Here is a 15,505-nt window from a genome sequence, read left to right on the forward strand (position 1 = left end):
GGGTGCCGCCCAAAGCGGCGGCCCTTCTCTCGGTATTGTTTGCATTTGCGTCGAGTTCCACCAGGGGGCAGGCCGCCGGCCTGTCCGTCGAACCGTCGAGCGAGCTGTTCGAGGCGACGGATGATCCGATAAACGACAATGATCTCCTGCTGGTCGAAGTCATCCTCGACCGGCTGAGCATCACCGATTCGCTGGGCGTCTATGCGAGCGGGCAGGGGCTCTACATCCCGGTGGGTGAGCTGTCCCGCCTGCTCGACGCCGATCTCAACCCCCAACTCGGCGAACGCCGGATCATCGGCACGATCGGCGAGGCACGCCGTTCGATCCTCGCCGACATGGCTCACGGAATCGTCCGCGTCGATGGCACCACCCTGTTGCTGCTGCCCGGCGACATGGTGATCGGTGCGAACGACATCTATGTGCGGCCGGCGCTGCTGGAAAAGCTGCTGCCCGTCCGCCTCCGCTTTGACGAACAGTCGCTGCGGATGGAGCTGACCGCGCTCGAACCCTTGCCGATCCAGTCGCGGCTCGATCGGCTCAAGCGGTTGCGCGGGCTCCAGTCCGACGGCAGTGCCAGCCGCGAGGATGTCTACAAGGTCCGGTCGCCGCCCGCACTCTTATCGCTGCCGAGCTTCGACGTATCGCTGGAGGCGGGCGCGCAGGAACGCACGCCCCGATATCCCTATCGCTACGATGTGCGCGCGGGCGGGGATCTGCTGTTCAGCAATTTCCAGGGCTATGTGGGCTCGGACAACAAGGGCAAGCCGGCGACCGCGCGCGTCCTGCTCGAGCGCCGCGATGCGAATGGCAAGGCGCTGGGGCCGCTGGGGCTCACCCGCTTCTCGGCGGGCGACATCTTTACGCCGCCGCTGGCGCTGGGCGCGCGCAGCCTGGCGGGACGGGGTGTCGCCTTCAGCACGGCGCCGCTGACCCAGACCACCAGCTTCGGCCGGATCGATCTGCGCGGTGAACTGCCGCTCGGTTATGATGTCGAGCTTTACGTCAACGACGTGCTGCGCAGCGGCCAATCCACCCCGGTCCAGGGGCGCTACGAGTTCCGCGACGTGCCGCTGACCCGCGGGATCAACATCATCCGCATTATCGCCTATGGCCCGCGCGGCGAACGGACCGAGGACGTGCGGGTCGTCAATGTCGGTGGCGGCCAGCTGGAAAAGGGCCAGTTCGTCGTCGATTTCGGCGCGGCGCAGCAGGAAAAGACGGTGATAGACCTGTCCGCCAAGGAGTCGGGCATGATCACCAGCCCGGGCGTCGGCGATCTGCGCGTGGCCGCGAACATCGCCTATGGACTGAGCGAGGGCGTCACCCTGTCCGGCGGCATCGCCACCTATTCGCCGACCGGGCTGGACAAGCGGATCGTCGCCACGACGGGCGTGCGCACCTCGATCCGTGGCATGGCCACCCAGGTGGACGTCGCGCATGACGACCAGGGCGGCACCGCGGCGGCGGTCGCGCTCGCCGGGCAGCTGGGGGGCTTCTCCACGGTCGTTCGCCATTCGGAATATCGCAAGGCCTTCGTCGACGAGACCGTTCCGCGCGGCGGCGACGGCCGTGCCTTGACCCGGTCGAGCGAGATCGATCTCGACTGGGCGCTCCGCCCCACCGAAAGGATATCGATCCCGATGTCGATGCGGGTTTCGCGCGATCAATATGCCAGTGGCGATGTCAGCCTGAACGGGCTGTTCCGCGCTTCGTCGGCACTGGGCGGCGTCTATGTCTCGGCGGGTTTCGATTTCGAGCGCTTCGATCCGGCCACCGGCGGGCCCAGAAACCGGATTGCTGGCGTGTTCAGCGCCTCGTCCTTCGCGGCCTTCCAGTGGCAGTTGCGCGCATCGCTGGACTATGGGCTGGTGCCCAAGGCGGAATTGCGCTCTTTCGCGCTCACCGCCGACCGGGATCTCTCCGAGACGACCGCGCTGCGTGTCGGTCTCGGCCAGAGTTTCCAGGACGAGAAGGACACAACCCTGCAGCTGTCGGCGATCAAGCGCCTGCCCTTTGCGGACCTGTCGCTGGATGGCCAGTATAGCCGGCCGAACCATGATTGGCGGATCGGCATCCAGCTTGCCTTCAGCCTCGTCAACAACCCGCTGGGTGGCGGCTATAGCGCGCGCCGGCCGGGAGCGGCCTCGGGTGGCAATGCGGCGATACGAGCCTGGCTGGACGACAACGGCAATGGCCGCTTCGACACGGGTGAAGAGCCCGTTGCCGGCGTCGTCGCGAAAGGCCCGCAGGGTGAGGAGATCGTTACCGATGCCAAGGGCCGCGCGCTCGTCACCGGGCTCGGGTACAATACGGTCGCCCAGGTTCAGACCAATCTGGATAATGTTCAGCTCGATAATGTGGCCGGGCCGCCCTCCATCGTCGAATTCAATCCTCGCGCTGGGAGCGTAGCCGTAATAAACTACCCCATCCAGGCGAAGGGTGAGGTGATGGTCACCATCTCCATCCGACGCGGGGAGCGTAAAACGGGGCTTTCTGCTGTGATGTTGCGTGCGGTGGGCGATAATGGCGAAACGCATGACGGGCTGACCGAATATGACGGCAGCTTCCTGTTCGACGCCTTGCGTCCGGGCCGCTACCGGCTCGAACTGGACCAGAGCCAGGCGAAGCGGCTGAATATGCGCTTTGAGGCGCCTGCCGAGTTCATAATCCCGGCGCAGGGCGGCCCGGCGCCCGATGTTCAGGCCATGGTGCGGTTCGACTGATGCGGTCGGCCGCTATCCCTTGTGTATCGGTAGCCATCATTGCCGCCATTCCCACGGCCGGTCTCGCGCAGACCTATGCCGTGACGAATATCAGTCCCATTACCGCGTTCGGCGAAGTGGCGTCGGCTGAAATCGGCGATACCATCTTTTTCCAGAACATGTCCTCAGTCACCGCTGTGTCTGGCAGCGGCGCCCGCATCAAGGGGACGGTAAGCAGGGCGACGGTGACGATCCGTTGCACCGCGTCGGGCACCCCAAACCCTTGCGCGCAGGTGGCCAACAAGGCGCGGGTCAAGGTCGGCAATCTTGTGAACAGTGGCGGTCGCGCGAAGGAGTTCACGGAGTTCATTGCCACGGGCAACACCGGGGTGCTCGCCGGCACCACCACCGGCCAGACCCTCGATTTCACGGTCTCGGGTTTCACCGGAAACAACAATACCCGGACTTTCTACCTGGACACCAAACTGCGCGTCGAGGGCGACAATCTCGAAGGAGGTACGGGCGCCCTGACCAGCACCTATTATGTCTACGCGGACAAGGATCCGACCGACCCCACCACGGGAAGGACGGCCGCGGCGACGATTACCGTGCGCCGCTCGCTGCGCACCACGATCGATTCCAACCTTAACTTCGGTACGCTGGTGCGGCGGACCTCCGGCGCTTCCGGCACGGTGATCATCAACAACGCGACCGGCGCGCGGACGACGGGCGGCACCAACCCGCCGATTCCCGTGGTCGGCCCCCCTTCTGGGCGCACCCAGGTCACGATCAACGGGGAGCCCAGCAAGACCTTCAACATCTCCTATGTGCCGACCGGCAATCTCATCATGTCGAGTGGCGCCAACACGCTGTCGGTGACGCTGAGCAAGACCAACAGCGGCAACGTCACCATGCCGGCGTCGGGGACGCTGGTGCTCGGCATCGGTGGGACCATCACCGTATCGCCGTCCACGCCCTATGGGCAATATTCGGGTACCCTCATCATCAACGTCACCTATAACTGAGCGGTTCGGCTGCGCTCGTGCGGCCTTGCGGCTTCGGTGGGTCAAGGGCACGCCGATCCGGCGCCGATATGCGGGAGGCATCCATGGGCAGCGGGAATGACCGATCTCCTTCCGAGCAGATCGATATCAGGATCGCCGAACTGGGCGACTGGCGTGGGCAGGTGCTGGCCAAGGTCCGCGCGCTGATCCATGAGGCGCTTCCCCAGGTCGAGGAAAGCTGGAAATGGCGCGACGTTCCGGTGTGGGAACAGGACGGCATCCTGTGCACCGGAGAGACCTATAAGGCCGTGGTCAAGCTCACCTTCGCGCGGGGTGCATCGCTGCCTGATCCCGCCGGGCTGTTCAATTCCAGCCTGGAAGGCAATGCCCGCCGGGCGATCGATATCCGCGAGGGTGAGGCGATCGATGGTGCGGCGCTGATCGCCCTCATCCGGGCAGCGGCGGCGATGAATGCTTCCCGCAAACGGAAATAGCCGCCGGGCTGACTTATCCCTGTAGATCGGCCATTTCATAGACCGGACGAATCTCGATCTCGCTCGGCCCCGGCATGGGGTTGGGACAGCGCTTCACCCAGGCCACTGCCTCGTCCATGTCCTTGACCTCCCACAGCCAGAAGCCGGCGACCAGTTCGCGCGGGTGCGCGAAAGGCCCGTCGATCACCGAGCGGCCGGCGCCGTCGAACGCTACGCGCTTGCCGGCCGACGAAGGCTTGAGGCCGTCGGCCGTCACCAGGATGCCGGCCTTTGCGAGCTCATCATTATAACGGCCCATCGCCTCCATCATCTCCTGGGCCTCGGGTGTCGGCACGAAGCCCTTCTCGCTGTCTTCGGTCGCTTTCACCAGCACAAGCACGCGCATCGTATGTCTCCTTCGGTTGGAGCCGGCCCGCCGGCCGAACACCGGAACGACGCGCGGCGTCGCCGGAAACCGACATCGTCGGTCAATTTCCTGCGGGAGTCGAGTTAGCGCGAACCGGCGGCCCAGGGCCAGCTGACGGGTTCGATGGAAGGTCTTGTGGAAATCTTGGCGCACCCGAAGGGATTCGAACCCCTGGCCTCTGCCTTCGGAGGGCAGCGCTCTATCCAGCTGAGCTACGGGTGCGTCGAGGGGCGCTTAGCAAAGCGTGCCGGGCACCGCTAGCCACTTTCGGGAAATCGTCCCCACCTATTTCGGGGCGCCGGTGATCGGCTGGAACTCGCCAAGGCCGCAGCTGGGGCCGCCGATACCGGGCGGGGTGCGCAGCACGGTGATGATGTCGACCGAGCAGAGTTGCGACAGCGAGGTGGCGAAGCTGAACCGCTCCTCGAAGCCGAGGCCGGGGCAGCTGTGCGGCAGCTTGTTGCGATAGACCTTGCGGCCCGCCATGTAGAAATCGATCGTGCTGTCGTCGCGTACCCGGCTGCTGGTGATCGACCGGATCTGAATGCATTTCTCGGGCTTGCCGACGGGTCTGATCTTCGCTTCCTGCTCGGGCTTGAGCGGCCGTGCATCGGCGGACAGGCCCGTTGCCGCCGCCGCGGCCAGCACCAGTGCGCCTGCGATCATCCTGCGCATCGCTTGTCTCCTCTCGGATGGCGGTCGCGGGTCTGGAGCCGGCGATCCGATATTTCCATATACGCTGAAAAACAGGCTTTGGTTGCTGGAAAATTCGTCGCCATGGCCTCAGCCGGGCGACGATCCTTCAGACGGGTATCGTCACGGCATGGGCGCCGGCGTCTTCGGCCTGTAGGCGCACAGATCGGCAACCGGGCAGCGCCAGCATTCGGGCTTGCGCGCCTTGCAGATATAGCGGCCGTGCAGGATCAGCCAGTGGTGAGCCCCCTGGAGAAAGGGCTTCGGCGTCACCTTCTCCAGCTTCAACTCGACCTGGAGGACATTCTTGCCCGGCGCCAGGCCGGTGCGGTTCGAAACCCGGAAGATATGGGTGTCGACCGCGATCGTCTCCGCGCCGAAGGCGGTGTTCATCACGACATTTGCGGTCTTGCGCCCGACGCCGGGCAGTTCCTCCAGCGCCGCGCGATCCCGCGGCACCTCGCCGCCATATTTGTCGACCAGGATCTGCGCGGCGGCGATCACGTTTTTCGCCTTGGTGTTGAACAGCCCGATCGTCTTGATGTGCTGCTTCAGCCCGTCCTCGCCCAGTTCCAGCATCGCCTGCGGTGTCGTCACCTTGGCGAAGAGCGGGCCGGTCGCCTTGTTCACCCCCACGTCGGTCGCCTGCGCGGACAGTGCCACGGCCACCAGCAGGGTATAGGGGTTCACATAGTTGAGTTCGGTCTGCGGCGAGGGATCGGCCTCGGCCAGCCGCCGGTAGAACTCGAAGACGTCGGCCTTCTTCACAGGCCCAGCACGTCGCTCATCGCGTGGCGGCCGGCGGGCTTGCCGATCATCCACAGGCAGGCCTTGACCGCGCCGCGAGCGAAGATGGCGCGGCTTTCGGCGCGGTGGCCCAGCTCGATCCGCTCATTTTCGGTCGCTAGCATTACCATATGGTCGCCCGCCACCGATCCGCCGCGCAGGGAGGCATAGCCGATCGTCCCCGTCTCACGGGCCTTGTCATTGCCATGGCCGATCCGGTCGAAGCGGTTGAGCAGCTCGGGGCTCGATCCGCGGCCTTCGGCGGCCGCCGTCCCCAGCAGCAACGCGGTCCCGGAGGGGGCGTCCACCTTGTGGCGATGATGCATCTCCAGAATTTCGATGTCCCAGTCGTCGCCCAGCCGGGCGGCCGCCTCGCGCACCAGATGGGCGAGCAGATTGATGCCGAGCGAGGTGTTGCCGGTCTGGAGGACGGCCGCGCCCCTGGCCACGGCATCATCGATCTGGGCATGATGCGCGGGCTTCAGGCCGGTCGTGCCGACCACGATCGGCACGCCTGCGGCCAGCGCGGCGTCAAGATGGCCGGCAAGGGCGTCGGGGGCCGAGAAGTCGACCAGCACGTCGCTGGCGGCGGCCAGCGCGGCCGCATCGCCATGCGGGCCGAACACGGCGCCGCCCAGATCGATCCCGCCCGAAATCTCGGCGCCCAGTTCCCCGGCGATCGCCGCGATGGCCTGGCCCATCCGGCCGTTCGCGCCCAAAATGCCGATCTTCGCCATGCCTAGCCCCCTTGCCGAAACTGCGCCGCTTCATGGCTGTGACATGCGAAGGACGCAAGCATGCTGATCCTCGCTGGCCTTGTCTGGTTCAACATGCTGAAAGCGTGGCCATGGCAGGAGTGTGATCATGACCGACTGGATGTTCTCGTTCGAATCGGCGCTCGCGGCCTTGCCCGAGGGGACGGAGGCCCGCTTCACCTATCCACTTCGGCACGGGTCGATGCGGATCGGCATCTATGCGCCGCATGGGCACGATCCCCAGGCACCGCACGAGCAGGATGAACTCTACATCATTGCTTCCGGCACGGGCTTCTTCGTCAAGAAGGACGAGCGGCGGCCCTTCAAGCCCGGCGACGCGATCTTCGTGGAGGCACATGCCCGCCACCGCTTCGAGGATTTCAGCGACGACTTCGCGACCTGGGTGATCTTCTGGGGGCCGAAGGGCGGCGAATGATATCGCGCGTCCGGGCCGCCCTTGCCGTCCTGCTGGTCGCTCCCGCGCCGCTGCTCGCGGCGGACGACCCGTTCGCGGGCATCCCCAACGTCAAATTCCGATATTATGACATAGAGGGCGCCACGCCCGCGCAGATCTATGCCTCGATGCGCGCGCGTGCGCCGCAGAAAGGCGACGGGGTGGCGCACACCGCCTGGCACATGCGCGTCGGCTGGCAGGAGACGCGGCGCGGATCCGCGTGCCGGGTCAGCGATCCGATGGCGAGCCTGTCGATCCTCGTCGTCCTGCCGCGCCTGGTCACGCGGGAGGTCACCCGGGAAGGGCTTGCCTTCTGGCGCCGCACGCTGCGCGGCCTGGAGATTCACGAGGCGGGCCATGCCAGCATCGCCTATGAGCATCGCAATGATTTCGCCCGCGCCGGGGAAGATGCCTCCTGCCGCGACATCCGGGCGATTGCCGCGAAGGTGCAGGCGCGGATTGAGAAGATCCAGGCCGATTACGATCGCGACACCAATCATGGCATCCGGCAGATATCGCAGACGGGGGAAGAATGAGCGAGATCCGGAATATCGTGATCCTCACCGGCGCCGGCATATCGGCCGAAAGCGGGCTGAACACCTTTCGTGGCCCCGGTGGATTGTGGGAAGGGCACCGGGTCGAGGATATCTGCACGCCCGAGGCGCTGGCGCGGAACCGCGAGCTGGTGCTCGATTTCTACGATCAGCGCCGCGCAGCGCTCGGCACCGTCCATCCCAATCCGGCGCATGAGGCGCTCGCCCGGCTCGACCGCGAATGGCGCGGCGATCTGCTGATCGTCACCCAGAATGTCGACGATCTCCATGAGCGTGCGGGGGCGAAGCGACTGCTGCACATGCATGGCGAACTGATGTCGGCGCTGTGCGAGCAATGCGGTCATCGGGCCGGCTATGGCGGATCGATGCTGGATGGCACCCTGTGCGGCGCTTGCGGCACGGCCGACGCACTGCGGCCCGACATCGTCTTCTTCGGCGAAATGCCCTATGAGATGGACCGTATCGACACGGCGCTGGCGCAGGCCGATCTGTTCGTCTCGATCGGCACTTCGGGCGCGGTCTATCCCGCCGCCGGCTTCGTCCGAAGCGCCCGTTACCACGGCGCGCGGACGCTGGAACTCAACCTCGAGCCTTCGGCCGGCAGCTATGATTTCGACGAACGCCGGATGGGCCCCGCGAGCGTGCTGGTGCCCGCCTGGGTGGACGAAATACTGCTGGCGCAGGCGGGGGGCTGAGGGACAGCGGACCCTAAATCCAGCGTCATGCTGAACTTGAGCGTTTCATCAGTTGATCCATTGTCGTCATTTTCCGCGAAAGCGGGAATCCATGGACGGCGGTCCGCAGGAGCCTCCTGTCCATCGTGACCGTGGATTCGCGCTTTCGCGGGAATGACGTGCCTAGTTCAGGGCGCGCTCGCCTTTCTATTCCCTTGCGATTGATGACACGCCCAAGTTCAGGGTGACGGGTAAGCCGTGTGGCGGGTCGTCAGCCCTTCGGCTTTACGAATTTCAGCGTCAGCCGGTCGCTTTCGCCGATCGCCTGATATTTCGCCCGGTCGGTATCCCCCAGCCTGTAGGTCGGCGGCAGCGTCCAGACGCCCTCGGGCCAGTCATGAGTGTCCTTGGGGTTGGCGTTGACCTCGGACTCGCCGGCCAGCTTGAAGCCGGCGGCGGTGGCGAGACGGATGATCGTCGAGCGCTTGATATAGCCGCTCTTCTTCTCCTTCGCGCTGTCCATATCCTCAGGCAGCCGGTGGTCGACCACGCCGAGGATGCCGCCCGGCTTCAGTGCCGCGTAGAAGTCGGCGAAGGCCTTCGCCGCCACCGCGTCACCGGCCATGATCAGGTTATGGACGTTGCGGAAGGTCAGCACCCGATCGGCGGTGCCGGCGGGGAAGGTGGAGGGCGCGGCGGGATCGAAGGCGCTGATCGCGGTGGCGCCGAACCACGCCTTGTTCTTGTCGAGCATCGCCTGGGTATTGGCAACGCCGCGCACGCCGGTCATCGCCACATAGCGGCCCTTGCCGTTCAGGGCGGGCGCCAGGATCTCGGTGTACCATCCGCCGCCGGGAGAATATTCGATCACCGTCTGGCCGGGTTTCACTTCGAAGAAGGCGAGCGTCTCGGAAGGATGGCGATATTGGTCGCGGGCCCGGTTCGCCTCGCTGCGGCGCGGATCGGCGATCGCCTTCTCGATCGCCGGGTCGGCCTTGGCGGCGGTTGCGGCGGCGACGGGGGCAAAAGCGACCATCATGGTCGTCGCGGCAATAAACAAGTGGCGCACCTGGACTCTCCCGATAAGGATCAGGCGTCAATCATGACGGAGCGGGAATAAGGTGCAATCCGACTTTGCCTGGCCGACCCTGTCATTCGTCGCGCTGGCGGTGCTGTCCGTCGCGGCGGACCGCTGGCGGCACCATCGCCGCGATGTCGACCGGCAGGCGGGAAGGGCGGGCCTGATCCCCTGGCCGCTGGTGACGATCCTCGCGCTGATCCTCGCCGCGGTGTGCGCGGCGATGTGGATCCACGATTAGAGGCAGGCTTCGAGCAAGGGCTGATCGAAGCCGAACATACGGGCCTTCTCGATCGTATAGGGGCGCAGGCCGGAGGAAACATATTCGCCGATGATCTTACCTTCGGTGTCCTCGGCCTGATATTCGAACTTGAACAGTTCCTGGGTGATGATCACCGGGCCTTCCATGCCGAGCACCTCGGTCACGCTCGTCACGCGGCGCGAGCCGTCACGCAGGCGCTTCACCTGGACGATCAGGTCCACCGAATCGGCTATCTGCTTGGAGATCGCCTCCTTCGGCACCTTGATATCCGACATCATCACCATGTTCTCCATGCGCGCCAGCGCCTCGCGCGGGCTGTTGGAGTGGAGAGTGCACATCGAGCCGTCATGGCCGGTGTTCATCGCGGCCAGCATGTCGAAACATTCCGGCCCGCGGATTTCGCCCAGGATGATGCGGTCGGGCCGCATGCGCAGCGCGTTGACGACGAGGTCGCGGATCGAGATCGCTCCCTGGCCTTCCAGATTGGCGGGGCGGGTCTCCAGCGGCAGCCAGTGCGGCTGTTGCAGCCGAAGCTCGGCCGCGTCCTCGATCGTGATGACGCGTTCGCCCGGATCGATCATCTTCGAGAGCGCGTTGAGCATCGTCGTCTTGCCCGATCCGGTGCCGCCCGAAATGACGACATTGAAGCGGCTCGCTCCGGCGATCTTCAGCATCGTCGCCATCTGCTCGCTCATCGATCCGCTGCGCGCCATCATGTCCAGCGTGATCGGCTTGGACGAGAATTTGCGGATCGATATGGCGGTGCCGCGCAAGGACAGCGGCGGCACGATGACGTTGACGCGGCTGCCGTCCAGCAGGCGGGCGTCGGCCAGCGGCGTGGTCTGGTCGACGCGGCGGCCGACCTTGGAGACGATGCGCTGGGCGATCTGGAACAGATGCTCCTCGTCGCGGAAATTGATCTTGGCGAGCTCCAGCTTGCCCTTGCGCTCGACATAGGTCTGGTCGGGGCCGTTGACCATGATATCGGTGATCAGCGGATCGCCGAGCAGTTCCTCCAGCGGCCCAAGGCCGAGCAGCTCGTCGACCAGCACCTTTTCCAGCGCGAACTGTTCGCGCCGGTTCAGGGTGATGCGCAGTTCCGCCAGCACCTCGCCGATGATCGGGCGGAATTCCTCGGCCAGTTCGTCCTTGCTCAGCGAGGCGGCGGCTTCGGGGTCGACGCGCTCCAGCAGGCGGGGAAGCACCTGCTCCTTGATCTTGTGGATCGACGCTTCGAAGCCTTCCACCCGCGAGCGGCCGGCATCGCCCGACGACGCCTCGCGGATCGCGAGGCGCGCCATCGCATCGGCATGTTTCGGGAGTTCGACCTGATCTTCATCTACGGCGATCGGATCGTCGAAGCTCGGCATGCCGGCAAAGGGGTCGCTGCCGGCCCCGGGAAGCGCGCCACTGTCGATAGGCGGGAATTGCAGGCCGCCGGTGAGCGGGCCGCCCGGGGAAAGCGGCGCGCTGTCGCCATGCATCGGCCGGGCCACGCCAAAGGCGGGCTTGGCCCCATGCGTCATCGCCCCGCGCTTGCCGAATGCACTCATCGCTACCCAGTCTCCACGGCCTCGTCCGGGCCGAACGATCAACCGGTAGCGGCAAAGCCCTCAGAAACGGTTAACCGTGCCGGCGGAGCCGGTCAGGCGAAGTCGGCCGTGCCGATCAGCGCGGGGTTGGAAAAGCCCGCCAGCTTGATCGCTTCCAGGGGGGCGGAAGGGCCGGTATCGTAGAACAGGAAGCTGTCATTGCCGACGCGCAGGGCCGCGACGTTCGACGAGCCCTGGCTGCCCAGCATCTGCTGCGCGGCGGACGCCGCTGACGTGAAGTCGCCGAAAGCCTGGCCCTGCAGCACACTGGCGGGCACGCCCTGGCTTAGCCGGATGCGGTCGATACCATCGGTGAAGTCGGCGATCATGTCGGTCATGTTGGCCAGGCCGCCACTGGTCGCATAGGCGGCATCGCCGGCATTGAAGATGAAGATATCGGCGTCGCTGCCGCCGGTCAGCATGTCGATGCCGCTGCCGCCGGCCAGATTGTCGGTGCCCAGATCGCCTTGCAACACATCGTTTTCGCTGCCGCCCGCCAGGCTGTCATTGCCTTGGCCGCCGCGCAGCGAATCATTGTTGGCGCCGCCGTCGATCGTGTCGTTGCCGAGATTGCCGTTGGCGGTATCGTTGCCCGCGCCGCCGGCGACGCTGTCATTGCCCTGTCCGCCCTGGATACGATCCGAACCGGATTCCCCGTGAAGCTGGTCGTCCCCGGCATTGCCCTGGATATAGTCGTTGCCCGATCCGCCGCTGATGTTGTCGGCACCGTCGCCAGCCACGGCGACGATGCCGCCGCCGTAAAGATGATCGTTGCCCTGGCCACCGGTGATCGAGTCCGATCCGGCGCCGCCCAGGATGAAATTGCCGTTGTTGTTGCCGGCCACCGCATCGTTGCCGCTGCCGGTGATCGCGGTATCGATCCGCGTACCGAACGCGATCGCCAGATTGTTGCTGAGTCCCGCGACGCTGCTGAAACTGCCGTCGTTGAGATTGACGTTCGACGCCGTGCCGAAGCCCGACAGGTCGAGCGTATTGTTCGCACCCTTGTTCCAGATGGTGACGATCGGCCGGCTGTTCTGGGTGAAATCGAAATATTTGCCGATCTCGCCGCCGATATTGCTGTTGAAGCCATAGGTCTGGCCGCCCGACAGCGGCGTGTTCACGGCGACGCCGTACATCCGTTGGATCGCGACGATATCGAGCATCATCGGCGTCGTCGGGTCGTTCCGATAGTTCAGGCCGTTGCTCGCCCGCGACGTCCCCCAGGAGAAATCGCGCGGCGGATCGAGATAGGACATGATCGAATAGGCGCGATTGTCGAACGCGGTGTAGGCGACCGCATTGTCAGTCACGCCCTCGTCATAGGGGCCGCCATGGCCGAGCCCGAGCACATGGCCCCATTCATGGACAAGCGTGGTGTAGGGATAGCCGCCATATTCGCTGAAGGCCCCACCGAGCGGGCCGAAACCCTCGACGCTGGTGTCGATCTCGATCGAGCCGCGCGATGCCGTGCCCATATTGGTGGTGCCCGTCTGCCCGGGGACGAAGCGGTTCTGGCCCCCCGATGCCGTGTCGTCATTGCCACGGCTGAGCATGATCTGTGCGCCGCTCGGGCCGGTTTCGACGAAACTGATATTGGCGACGGAAGACCACAGGGCCGCCGTGCTGGCGAAAGCCGCCTTCTCGGTCACGCTCCATGCCGATGCCGTGTCGAAGGCATAGCTGATGGTCGCGCCGGTTCCGGCGGTGCCAGGTCCGAATTTGGCAGTGTAGTTGGTGCCGCCATAGGTAGCGGGACTGTCCGAATTCCACGTCCAGAAGCTCTGGCTGACGAGAACGCCGCCTGCATTGATTCCGGTTATGTAGGTAACCTCGGAATCCTGGATCGCATTGATGGACGCCATCGTCCTCACCCCGCTCGGTACGCAACTATCCTTACGGTATTTAGCAGAGCAATGTTGCGTACAGCTTTCCGAAGATGACGCATCCGGACATGTTTGAAAAGATAGGCCCGGCGGCAACACGATTCATCGCATTTGAGGCGTAATGACTGGAACTGACTGAGGGGTGGCTCACGGCCTTGGTGGAAACTGGAAAACAGGGGTTGTCCTGCTTCCGGAAAAAAGGCCCGGTCCGCATGGCGGCCGGGCCTCTTTTCGTACCGCAGGGGCAGGGGTCAGGCTTCCTCGGCCTTCTCCGCCAGCACCGTCAGGCCCCTCTCGTTGACCTCGGCGAAACCGCCCTCGACATGGATGCGCGCCGCCACCGTGGTCGGGCCCGAATAGATGGCGAGCTCGCCGGTGCGAACCGTCGACATGAAGGGCGCATGGCCCGCCAGCACGCCGAAGTCGCCCTCGGTGCCGGGCACCACCACCATGTAGACCTCCTCCGAGCGGAGCAGCTTTTCAGGGGTGACGAGTTCGAAATGCAGATCTGCCATGTTCAGTCCTGTTTCCCTTGCAGGGCGCTGTCGAAGGCCGTGGTGGCCTTTTCGAACTTGTCCCGGCAACCGGGGTTGCAGAAGCCGACGACCGCGCCCTTGTAGACGGTCAGCGAGTCCGCCGAGATCGGTTTACCCGACCAGGGGCAGGTCTCGTTGACCGCGTCCGCGAGGCGCAGCCCGTCCGCCATCAGGCCGCTTCGGCGGCCAGCTTCTTGGCCTTCTCGACCACCTCGTCGATGCCGCCGACCATGTAGAAGGCCGCCTCGGGCAGGTGATCATATTCGCCGTCGACGACGGCCTTGAACGACTTCACCGTGTCCTCGATCGAGACGAACTTGCCGCTGATGCCGGTGAAGACTTCGGCGACGTGGAAGGGCTGCGACAGGAAGCGCTGGATCTTGCGGGCGCGCTGCACCGTCAGCTTGTCCTCTTCCGACAGCTCGTCCATGCCCAGGATGGCGATGATGTCCTGCAGCGACTTGTACTTCTGCAGCGTCTCCTGGACGGCGCGGGCGGTCTCGTAATGCTCCTGACCGACGACGCGGGGTTCCAGCACGCGCGAGGTCGAGTCGAGCGGGTCGACCGCCGGGTAGATGCCCAGCTCCGAAATGGCGCGCGACAGCACGGTGGTGGCGTCGAGGTGGGCGAAGGAGGTGGCCGGCGCCGGATCGGTAAGGTCGTCGGCGGGCACGTAGATCGCCTGCACCGAGGTGATCGAACCCTTGTTGGTCGAGGTGATGCGCTCCTGCAGCGCGCCCATGTCGGTCGACAGGGTCGGCTGATAGCCCACCGCCGAGGGGATGCGGCCGAGCAGCGCCGACACTTCCGAGCCCGCCTGGGTGAAGCGGAAGATGTTGTCGACGAAGAACAGCACGTCCTGGCCTTCGACGTCGCGGAAATATTCGGCGATCGTCAGGCCCGAGAGGGCGACGCGGGCGCGGGCGCCCGGCGGCTCGTTCATCTGGCCGAACACCAGCGCGACCTTCGAGCCCTCCGGGGTCGGGTTGCCGTCGGCATCCTTGGCGATAACGCCCGCGTCGAGGAACTCGTGATAGAGATCGTTGCCCTCACGGGTCCGCTCGCCGACGCCGGCGAACACCGAGGTGCCGCCATGGCCTTTGGCGATGTTGTTGATCAGCTCCTGGATGAGCACGGTCTTGCCCACGCCGGCGCCGCCGAACAGGCCGATCTTGCCGCCCTTCGCATAAGGCGCGAGCAGGTCGATCACCTTGATGCCGGTGACGAGGATCGAGGTCTCCGTCGACTGGTCGATGAACAGGGGGGCATCGGCGTGGATCGGGGCGGTGGTCTCGGCACCGACCGGGCCGCGCTCGTCGATCGGCTCGCCGACGACGTTGAGGATGCGGCCGAGCGTCTTCGGGCCGACGGGCACGCGAATCTGCGAACCGGTGTCGGTTACTTCCTGGCCACGGGTCAGGCCCTCGGTCGCGTCCATCGCGATGGTACGGACGGTCTTCTCGCCAAGGTGCTGGGCGACTTCGAGGACCAGGCGGTTGTCGCCATTCTTGGTCTCGAGCGCGCTCAGGATCGCTGGCAGGTCGCTTTCGAAGGTCACGTCGACGACGGCGCCGATGACCTGGCTGATGCGCCCGACATTGTTGGTGGTGGTAGCCATGATGCGGTTCC

At 65.3% G+C, this 15,505-nt stretch carries 17 protein-coding genes and 1 tRNA gene; 7 read left to right on the plus strand and 11 right to left on the minus strand.

Going from position 1 to position 15,505, the window contains the following annotated elements; all coding sequences use genetic code 11:
• Nucleotides 1-2: 2 nt before the first annotated feature.
• The 3 genes from CMV14_RS11755 (at nucleotide 3) to CMV14_RS11765 (ending at nucleotide 4,200) form a co-directional block, all read left to right on the plus strand.
• On the plus strand, nucleotides 3-2,723 hold the full coding sequence (locus CMV14_RS11755) for a hypothetical protein (protein ID WP_066959071.1): 2,721 nt from the start codon (nucleotides 3-5) through the stop codon (nucleotides 2,721-2,723).
• Nucleotides 2,723-3,727 (plus strand): DUF4402 domain-containing protein, encoded by a 1,005-nt coding sequence (locus CMV14_RS11760; protein ID WP_066959072.1) that lies wholly within the window; start codon nucleotides 2,723-2,725, stop codon nucleotides 3,725-3,727. The genes CMV14_RS11755 and CMV14_RS11760 overlap by 1 nt, the downstream gene beginning before the upstream one ends.
• An 83-nt stretch (nucleotides 3,728-3,810) precedes the next feature.
• Complete coding sequence (locus CMV14_RS11765) at nucleotides 3,811-4,200, plus strand: DUF1801 domain-containing protein (protein ID WP_083215652.1); 390 nt, start codon at nucleotides 3,811-3,813, stop codon at nucleotides 4,198-4,200.
• Nucleotides 4,201-4,213: 13 nt separating this feature from the next.
• Here the strand turns inward: CMV14_RS11765 and CMV14_RS11770 are convergent, their stop codons facing one another.
• The 5 genes from CMV14_RS11770 to dapB form a co-directional block, all read right to left on the minus strand.
• On the minus strand, nucleotides 4,214-4,585 hold the full coding sequence (locus CMV14_RS11770) for a YciI family protein (RefSeq protein ID WP_066959074.1): 372 nt from the start codon (nucleotides 4,583-4,585) through the stop codon (nucleotides 4,214-4,216).
• Between the two features lie 166 nt (nucleotides 4,586-4,751).
• Nucleotides 4,752-4,828, minus strand: a tRNA-Arg gene (locus tag CMV14_RS11775).
• A gap of 63 nt (nucleotides 4,829-4,891) precedes the next feature.
• Entirely contained in the window at nucleotides 4,892-5,281 is a 390-nt protein-coding gene (locus CMV14_RS11780) for a hypothetical protein (protein ID WP_066959075.1), read from the minus strand.
• A 141-nt stretch (nucleotides 5,282-5,422) separates the two neighbouring features.
• A complete protein-coding gene (gene nth, locus CMV14_RS11785) occupies nucleotides 5,423-6,067 on the minus strand; it encodes an endonuclease III (protein ID WP_066959076.1) in 645 nt (214 codons plus the stop codon).
• Complete coding sequence (gene dapB / locus CMV14_RS11790; RefSeq protein ID WP_066959077.1) at nucleotides 6,064-6,822, minus strand: 4-hydroxy-tetrahydrodipicolinate reductase; 759 nt, start codon at nucleotides 6,820-6,822, stop codon at nucleotides 6,064-6,066. The genes nth and dapB overlap by 4 nt, the downstream gene beginning before the upstream one ends.
• Before the next feature lie 127 nt (nucleotides 6,823-6,949).
• On the opposite strand from dapB, the gene CMV14_RS11795 reads away from it, so the two are divergent.
• The 3 genes from CMV14_RS11795 to CMV14_RS11805 are packed head-to-tail and all read left to right on the plus strand — an operon-like array spanning nucleotide 6,950 to nucleotide 8,543.
• Complete coding sequence (locus CMV14_RS11795; RefSeq protein ID WP_238147272.1) at nucleotides 6,950-7,276, plus strand: cupin domain-containing protein; 327 nt, start codon at nucleotides 6,950-6,952, stop codon at nucleotides 7,274-7,276.
• Nucleotides 7,273-7,830 carry a DUF922 domain-containing protein gene (locus CMV14_RS11800; protein WP_066959079.1) on the plus strand — a complete coding sequence of 186 codons (558 nt, stop codon included), beginning with the start codon at nucleotides 7,273-7,275 and terminating at the stop codon, nucleotides 7,828-7,830. The genes CMV14_RS11795 and CMV14_RS11800 overlap by 4 nt, the downstream gene beginning before the upstream one ends.
• Complete coding sequence (locus CMV14_RS11805) at nucleotides 7,827-8,543, plus strand: NAD-dependent deacylase (RefSeq protein WP_066959080.1); 717 nt, start codon at nucleotides 7,827-7,829, stop codon at nucleotides 8,541-8,543. The genes CMV14_RS11800 and CMV14_RS11805 overlap by 4 nt, the downstream gene beginning before the upstream one ends.
• 250 nt (nucleotides 8,544-8,793) lie before the next feature.
• On the opposite strand, the gene CMV14_RS11810 is transcribed toward CMV14_RS11805, so the two are convergent.
• Nucleotides 8,794-9,561, minus strand: a complete 768-nt coding sequence (locus CMV14_RS11810) for a class I SAM-dependent methyltransferase (RefSeq protein WP_096367718.1) — start codon at nucleotides 9,559-9,561, stop codon at nucleotides 8,794-8,796.
• Between the two features lie 82 nt (nucleotides 9,562-9,643).
• Here CMV14_RS11810 and CMV14_RS11815 point away from each other — a divergent pair, with 82 nt between their 5' ends.
• Nucleotides 9,644-9,841, plus strand: a complete 198-nt coding sequence (locus CMV14_RS11815; protein WP_066959082.1) for a hypothetical protein — start codon at nucleotides 9,644-9,646, stop codon at nucleotides 9,839-9,841.
• On the opposite strand, the gene CMV14_RS11820 is transcribed toward CMV14_RS11815, so the two are convergent.
• The 5 genes from CMV14_RS11820 to atpD form a co-directional block, all read right to left on the minus strand.
• Complete coding sequence (locus CMV14_RS11820; protein WP_066959083.1) at nucleotides 9,838-11,415, minus strand: TadA family conjugal transfer-associated ATPase; 1,578 nt, start codon at nucleotides 11,413-11,415, stop codon at nucleotides 9,838-9,840. The two genes, CMV14_RS11815 and CMV14_RS11820, sit on opposite strands and share 4 nt — an antisense overlap.
• A 92-nt stretch (nucleotides 11,416-11,507) precedes the next feature.
• On the minus strand, nucleotides 11,508-13,319 hold the full coding sequence (locus tag CMV14_RS11825) for a M10 family metallopeptidase C-terminal domain-containing protein (protein WP_066959084.1): 1,812 nt from the start codon (nucleotides 13,317-13,319) through the stop codon (nucleotides 11,508-11,510).
• A 272-nt stretch (nucleotides 13,320-13,591) separates the two neighbouring features.
• Nucleotides 13,592-13,855, minus strand: a complete 264-nt coding sequence (locus CMV14_RS11830) for an ATP synthase F1 subunit epsilon (RefSeq protein WP_066959085.1) — start codon at nucleotides 13,853-13,855, stop codon at nucleotides 13,592-13,594.
• A gap of 2 nt (nucleotides 13,856-13,857) precedes the next feature.
• Nucleotides 13,858-14,046 carry an eL24 family ribosomal protein gene (locus CMV14_RS11835; protein WP_066959086.1) on the minus strand — a complete coding sequence of 63 codons (189 nt, stop codon included), beginning with the start codon at nucleotides 14,044-14,046 and terminating at the stop codon, nucleotides 13,858-13,860.
• Nucleotides 14,046-15,494 carry a F0F1 ATP synthase subunit beta gene (gene atpD, locus CMV14_RS11840; protein ID WP_066959087.1) on the minus strand — a complete coding sequence of 483 codons (1,449 nt, stop codon included), beginning with the start codon at nucleotides 15,492-15,494 and terminating at the stop codon, nucleotides 14,046-14,048. The genes CMV14_RS11835 and atpD overlap by 1 nt, the downstream gene beginning before the upstream one ends.
• Between the last annotated feature and the right edge of the window lie 11 nt (nucleotides 15,495-15,505).

The organism is Rhizorhabdus dicambivorans (assembly GCF_002355275.1).
GTDB lineage: Bacteria > Pseudomonadota > Alphaproteobacteria > Sphingomonadales > Sphingomonadaceae > Rhizorhabdus > Rhizorhabdus dicambivorans.

Excerpts from the sequence above, each read along its gene's own strand:
- CMV14_RS11805 (WP_066959080.1), top strand. The coding sequence starts at position 7,827 with ATGAGCGAGATCCGGAATATCGTGATCCTCACCGGCGCCGGCATATCG.
- CMV14_RS11830 (WP_066959085.1), bottom strand. The coding sequence starts at position 13,855 with ATGGCAGATCTGCATTTCGAACTCGTCACCCCTGAAAAGCTGCTCCGC.
- CMV14_RS11800 (WP_066959079.1), top strand. The coding sequence starts at position 7,273 with ATGATATCGCGCGTCCGGGCCGCCCTTGCCGTCCTGCTGGTCGCTCCC.
- CMV14_RS11770 (WP_066959074.1), bottom strand. The coding sequence starts at position 4,585 with ATGCGCGTGCTTGTGCTGGTGAAAGCGACCGAAGACAGCGAGAAGGGC.
- dapB (WP_066959077.1), bottom strand. The coding sequence starts at position 6,822 with ATGGCGAAGATCGGCATTTTGGGCGCGAACGGCCGGATGGGCCAGGCC.
- CMV14_RS11825 (WP_066959084.1), bottom strand. The coding sequence starts at position 13,319 with ATGGCGTCCATCAATGCGATCCAGGATTCCGAGGTTACCTACATAACC.
- atpD (WP_066959087.1), bottom strand. The coding sequence starts at position 15,494 with ATGGCTACCACCACCAACAATGTCGGGCGCATCAGCCAGGTCATCGGC.
- CMV14_RS11780 (WP_066959075.1), bottom strand. The coding sequence starts at position 5,281 with ATGCGCAGGATGATCGCAGGCGCACTGGTGCTGGCCGCGGCGGCGGCA.
- CMV14_RS11760 (WP_066959072.1), top strand. The coding sequence starts at position 2,723 with ATGCGGTCGGCCGCTATCCCTTGTGTATCGGTAGCCATCATTGCCGCC.
- CMV14_RS11795 (WP_238147272.1), top strand. The coding sequence starts at position 6,950 with ATGACCGACTGGATGTTCTCGTTCGAATCGGCGCTCGCGGCCTTGCCC.
- CMV14_RS11810 (WP_096367718.1), bottom strand. The coding sequence starts at position 9,561 with ATGATGGTCGCTTTTGCCCCCGTCGCCGCCGCAACCGCCGCCAAGGCC.
- CMV14_RS11765 (WP_083215652.1), top strand. The coding sequence starts at position 3,811 with ATGGGCAGCGGGAATGACCGATCTCCTTCCGAGCAGATCGATATCAGG.
- CMV14_RS11820 (WP_066959083.1), bottom strand. The coding sequence starts at position 11,415 with ATGAGTGCATTCGGCAAGCGCGGGGCGATGACGCATGGGGCCAAGCCC.
- CMV14_RS11835 (WP_066959086.1), bottom strand. The coding sequence starts at position 14,046 with ATGGCGGACGGGCTGCGCCTCGCGGACGCGGTCAACGAGACCTGCCCC.